At 62.2% G+C, this 4,980-nt stretch carries 6 protein-coding genes; 2 read left to right on the top strand and 4 right to left on the bottom strand.

Annotated features, from left to right (window positions below; all coding sequences use genetic code 11):
• Positions 1-183: 183 nt before the first annotated feature.
• Both VIW95_RS14705 and VIW95_RS14700 read right to left on the bottom strand, forming a co-directional pair.
• Positions 184-1,155 (bottom strand): phosphatase PAP2 family protein, encoded by a 972-nt coding sequence (locus tag VIW95_RS14705; RefSeq protein WP_331587839.1) that lies wholly within the window; start codon positions 1,153-1,155, stop codon positions 184-186.
• A gap of 12 nt (positions 1,156-1,167) precedes the next feature.
• Entirely contained in the window at positions 1,168-1,941 is a 774-nt protein-coding gene (locus VIW95_RS14700) for a helix-turn-helix transcriptional regulator (RefSeq protein WP_331587837.1), read from the bottom strand.
• A gap of 81 nt (positions 1,942-2,022) precedes the next feature.
• On the opposite strand from VIW95_RS14700, the gene VIW95_RS14695 reads away from it, so the two are divergent.
• Together VIW95_RS14695 and VIW95_RS14690 are read left to right on the top strand one after the other, a co-directional pair.
• Positions 2,023-2,406, top strand: coding sequence for a VOC family protein (locus tag VIW95_RS14695; protein ID WP_331587835.1), 384 nt, complete (start codon positions 2,023-2,025; stop codon positions 2,404-2,406).
• 8 nt (positions 2,407-2,414) lie between these two features.
• Complete coding sequence (locus tag VIW95_RS14690) at positions 2,415-2,876, top strand: VOC family protein (protein ID WP_331587833.1); 462 nt, start codon at positions 2,415-2,417, stop codon at positions 2,874-2,876.
• On the opposite strand, the gene VIW95_RS14685 is transcribed toward VIW95_RS14690, so the two are convergent.
• Complete coding sequence (locus tag VIW95_RS14685; RefSeq protein ID WP_331587831.1) at positions 2,830-4,542, bottom strand: hypothetical protein; 1,713 nt, start codon at positions 4,540-4,542, stop codon at positions 2,830-2,832. The genes VIW95_RS14690 and VIW95_RS14685 overlap by 47 nt on opposite strands.
• 29 nt (positions 4,543-4,571) lie before the next feature.
• On the bottom strand, positions 4,572-4,973 hold the full coding sequence (locus VIW95_RS14680) for a DUF2089 domain-containing protein (protein ID WP_331587829.1): 402 nt from the start codon (positions 4,971-4,973) through the stop codon (positions 4,572-4,574).
• Between the last annotated feature and the right edge of the window lie 7 nt (positions 4,974-4,980).

The following is a 4,980-nucleotide window of genomic DNA, read 5'->3' as shown; positions in this document are numbered from 1 at the left end:
GAGCATGCTGCCTTCGTGCACGCCACCACCGAGCGCGCCGATCGCGGCTATGAATCTAACTTCATCCATGCGAGCCAGCCTGCATAATATTCCGCGTGGCCGTCAAGGCAGCCCGTGCCGCGAATCCCGGTGAATTGTGCGACACGTGCGATCGGTATTTGGGAATCGCTGCGCGACTCTCGCCTACCCCGCGACCCTTGGCATCTGCTCTCGCGCGATGGCGGCCGAGTCAGTCTCCGGGCGAGGACGCATCGCGGCTCTGACGACGGCTATACACAGTGCGGCGATCGCGGCGCCTGAGATTACGTCGATCAGATAGTGATGCCCCTCCGACGGTATCCCGATCAACATCAGAGTATTGAGGATCGCGACCGGCACGAACGATCGCGACGGCGGGCGATGCACATATATGAAAACGATCGCGAGGATAGTGTGGAACGAAGGGAAGGTGATGATTCCCTCGAGGCGATTGACGACAAAGGTCTGCGCACCGCCGGCCCGCAAACTCATCAGCACCACGATGTCCGCAGTCTGGTGTCCGAAGTAATGCACATACGGACCGACCGCAGGGAGTAGCGCTGAAACGATCGTCGTGAGAATCAGGGCCGTCATCGAGATCCATATCATCTCGGCGTTTCGGCTGGTCTGCCCGGTGTGAGCAAAGTACAGGATCGATCCGATGATCTGTGGCAGGAACGAGAAGTACGCGATGAAAAGTGGGAGTTCGATCGCACGATGCGTTGCGATGAATCGGTACCACTCGAGCCAATGGAAGCCCATCGACGCGTCGATCGCGATGAAGTCGGCGTCTCGCAAAGGCATCGCGAAAGTAGCCGCGAGATAAGTTGAGATGGCGCCCGCGGCTGAGAATGCGACCCACAGCGCTGCGTAGTTGCCGGCCTCGCCCAACCTGCGGTTGCGCCCGCGGTAACCGTAAACCACGCCGACCGCGAGCAGAAAAATCAGAACGCAGGCAACTCGCGTCCAGCCGTCAAACGCCAGTAGGGCGCGGTCAGCCCAAATCCAGTCGAGGCCGCCAAGTAGCAGAGTCAGCGCCCATCCCGATAGCAAGTACCTGCGATCTTTGCCGGTTTCGATCTGCCCAGCCCCCTCCTCCGCTTTCAGCGAACCTGAATAGCAGAGGGCGCGGGCCACAACCAGCGCCGCCTATGCGGTGCGGAAATATTGGCCGGGGGTTTTGCCGAACGTCATGCGAAACGCCGAGATGAATGCGCTAATGCTGTCGTAGCCGACGTCGATAGCGACCGTGGTGACCGCGTCGCCCGCCGCCAGCAGCCGCAGCGCGTGACCGAGCCGTAGTTGCTGACGCCATTTGCCGAAGCCCAGGCCGGTTTCAATTTTGAACAATCGCTCGACGGTGCGCTTGCTGGCGCCGGCAAATTTCGACAGCTCGATCAGCGACCGGGTGTCGGACGGCTGCTTCTGCAGCATCGCGGCAATTCGCTTCGCGCGCGCGTCACGCGGCAGTGGCAGATGCACCGCGTCGGATTTCATCACGTGAAGCTGATCGAGCAGCACCGACACGAGATGCGCATGAGCCGGGTCGCGAAGATTGAGGCTGTCGAGCTCGACGATGCGGAGAATCAATTCGCGGAGCAGCGGCGAGATGCCGATCACGCGCGGTTTGTCCGGCAGCGAGCGGCTGAGGCGCGGCACTAAGTAGAGTGTTCGCAGCGACACGGCTCCGGACATCTCGATCGAATGACGCGTGCCGGCGGGAACCCAGACGCCGCGATGGATGGGGACGACCCACGTGCCGTTCGGAGTGCGGACAGTCATGACGCCCTGCGAGGCGTAAACCAGCTGATGCCACGGATGCGAATGCGTCTTGATGACGTAGCCGTCGGCATATTCGGGAACTATCCCAGTGCGGACCTGGTACTTGCGGGCGTCGAAAAACCAATGTCGCTTTTTCGGCATCGGTTGGCATTCTAGCGCAAGACAGCCATTTGCTCAAAGTGGTACAACTGCACCAATATCGGCGCGGAGGAGGATCGCAATATGCTCGGCGACTACGAAGTGATGTCATTTGTTGGGACCACGGACCCGGAACGAGCGAAGGCCTTTTACGGAGGAGTGCTCGGCCTCAAGTTGGTTGAGGACGCATGGTGGGCGATCATCTATGAGGTGGGCGGGAGACATCTTCACATAGAAAAGCCGCGAGAGAAATTCACGCCCGTGCCCTTCACGGCGCTGGGCTGGAAGGTCCCCGATATCAGCGCGATCGTGGAGAAGCTCGCTAAGAAGGGCGTCAAGTTCGAGCGCATTCCGGAACTGCAGCAAGACAGCGCGGGAATCTGGACCACTCCGGACGGATTGGCCAAGGTGTGTTGGTTCAAAGATCCCGATGGGAATCTGCTGTCGATGACTCAGTTCCCGAAGTGAGTGATGCAATGTCGATACAACTCGACCATATGATTCTCGCCGTTAACGATCGCAAAAAGAGCATCGAGTTTTACACCGGCATCCTGGGACTCAAGTCTGAGGGCGATCGCGAGCCGTTTTCGATCCTCCGAGTGACACCTGACTTCACCCTTCAGCTGGCGCAATGGGGCACGAAGGGCGGCGAGCATCTTGCGTTCGCGATGTCGCGCAAGGAATTTGATGAAGTCTTCCGCCGGGTCGTCGATGCGAAAATTGAATATGGAGACGCGTTCGACAAGGTCGGAAATATGCGCGGTCCGGGCGACGAGACGGCCGAGTCGATCAATTCGGCTGGAGGCGGCGCGCGCGGGCCGGGCAAGAACCTCTACTTCTTCGACCCGAAGCCGGCATCTGATCGAGATCCGGCACTACGAGCCGTGAGCGTCAGTGGCGGACCTCGTCGCCGCGCGAAACTTCCATCCAGGCGTTGATTAGGTCGTCGGCCTCGTCGGGTTCGAGGCGGCCGTCTTTCACGGCGGCGAGGATTTCGAGAATTGCGTCGTCGCGATTCAGTTTAACCGTCCCGCCGGGTCTGAACTGCTCTGACTTACTACTCGAGGTTTTCTCAGTGCTTGACTGAGTAGTCGATTGACTATTCGGCTGAGTAGTGCTGCCGGGCTGGTCGTGAGCACGGCGGACGTCGCGGGCGGCTTCGCGGATTTTGTCGCGCATCTCGCGGGCCGCATTGCGCACGCGGTCACGCATCTCGGTGCGGGCTTCCCGCGAGCCGCCGCGCACCGCCTGCGATACGAGTTCGCCGATTTCCTTGCCGAGTTTCGTCAGGCGCTCGCCAACGTCGTCCGGTACCCGGTCCTCGATTTCGGAAATGGCGCGTTCGACTTCGCGGAGTCCTTCGCCGACGCTGCGTTTCACGTCGCGGGTAACTTCGCGCACGATTCCGCTGGAGAGCCCGCCGCTTTCGGCGACGAACTGGCCGGCGGCGTCGAGCACGCTGCGCACGAACGCGGGAATCTCACCGCCAAGGTCGTCGACGAAATCCTCAAAGGGAGCGGTGAACGAGTCGCCGGCGCGCGAGCGGTAGCCGCGGCCGGAGAAATCGCGCTCGCGCGCGTCGGCGCTGGCGACGATCACGTCGGCGCCGCGCGTCTCGACGGCAATTTTCGTCCGCGCGCCCGAGGCCGGCTCGGGACCGACGGGACCGTGCACATGATTGCGGTCGAGCCACTTAAGCGCGGCCGCGTCGATGCCGTAAGTACGGATTCGACCCCATCCCGCGGAGGCGTCGAGCTCGAGCGACGCGTTCGTGTCGACTTCGATATTGACGCGGCCGCGGCTCCGGATGCTCCAGGTTTTGTCGAGTGGGAAGGGGCCGGAGAGATCGACCGCGCCGCCAACCTCTTCAAGGTTGATCGAGCCGGCGACCCGGCCGATGCGTGCATTGCCACCGACAAAGCCGATTGCGACTTCGCCGGCGACGCCGTCGGCGGCGAGCTTGCCGCCGATCTTGCCTATTTGCAGGCCGCCCGACAGGTTCGCCGCGCGCACTCGCCCGCCGACCACTCCGGCCTCGACGTGAGCGGCGTCTTCTATTTCGAGATGCCCCCCGATCACGCGCGCGATGAACGGCGCGCGCAGGCCCATCAGACGCGCGCCTCCTGCGATTTTTTCGATCGCCACTTCGCCGTCGATTGTGCGGCAATCGAACTCGCCTGCGACGTGGCTGAAGGTGATCGCACCGGCGGATTCGACCGAGAGCGCGCCGCGGATTTTGAGCCCATCAATCGCGCCGGCTTCCTTGATCGAGACGTTGCCGCTGACGGTGTCGCGCATCGAAATGGCGCCGACGTGGCGTGCGTGCAGGTTGCCGCGGACGCGAGTGACGGCGAAAGGAGTCGCGAGATTCGAAACCTCGAGGTTGCCCGCGAGATCTTCGACCTCGACCGTGACGCCCGCGGGAACCGCGAGGCTGGCGTTGTCGCGCAGCGTCACTTCGGCGACGCCGGCGTTGGTGGTCACCCGCGGCGCGACGCCGGAGTCGATCTCGATGGCGGAGCGTTCCGTGCCGGTAATTTTCAAATTACCGCCGGCGCGCAGGATGCGGATTGATTCGATTCCGTCGAGCGTCGAGATAGCCATGGCGCATTGCCTCCGGTTTCTTTCAGTACTTACACGTCTCTTTTGCTGGATTCGTTGAGTGCGGCGAGTGCCTGGTCGGGCGTGAGTTTGCCGTCCTTGAGATCGGCCAGGACCGCACGGCGCCGCGAGCCGCGGTCGTCGGAGGCCGAAGCTTCGGGCGCGGACCTGGCGGAGTAGCCGAGCGCGGCGATCACGTCGTCCAGGCGCGCACGTACGGTCGGGTAGGAGACGCCGAGTTCGCGCTCGACTTCGCGGATGACGCCGCGGTTCTTGATGAAGACCTCGACGAAGTCGAGTTGCGCGCCAGTAAGCTTGAGGAGCGCGGGCGGTGTGAATTCGCCTTCGATAGAGATCTTGCAGTCGGGGCAGTCGAGTCGTGCGATGGTCAAGTTCCCGTCGCATGATGGACATTTAAGAATTATCGGCCTCATCTATGTC

Source organism: Binatus sp. (SeqCode) (assembly GCF_036522015.1).
Taxonomy (GTDB): domain Bacteria; phylum Desulfobacterota; class Binatia; order Binatales; family Binataceae; genus Binatus.
This window is presented reverse-complemented; position numbering and strand designations above follow the sequence as displayed.

Coding starts and splice junctions, on each gene's coding strand:
- VIW95_RS14695 (WP_331587835.1), top strand. CDS start 2,023: ATGCTCGGCGACTACGAAGTGATGTCATTTGTTGGGACCACGGACCCG.
- VIW95_RS14685 (WP_331587831.1), bottom strand. CDS start 4,542: ATGGCTATCTCGACGCTCGACGGAATCGAATCAATCCGCATCCTGCGC.
- VIW95_RS14690 (WP_331587833.1), top strand. CDS start 2,415: ATGTCGATACAACTCGACCATATGATTCTCGCCGTTAACGATCGCAAA.
- VIW95_RS14680 (WP_331587829.1), bottom strand. CDS start 4,973: ATGAGGCCGATAATTCTTAAATGTCCATCATGCGACGGGAACTTGACC.
- VIW95_RS14700 (WP_331587837.1), bottom strand. CDS start 1,941: ATGCCGAAAAAGCGACATTGGTTTTTCGACGCCCGCAAGTACCAGGTC.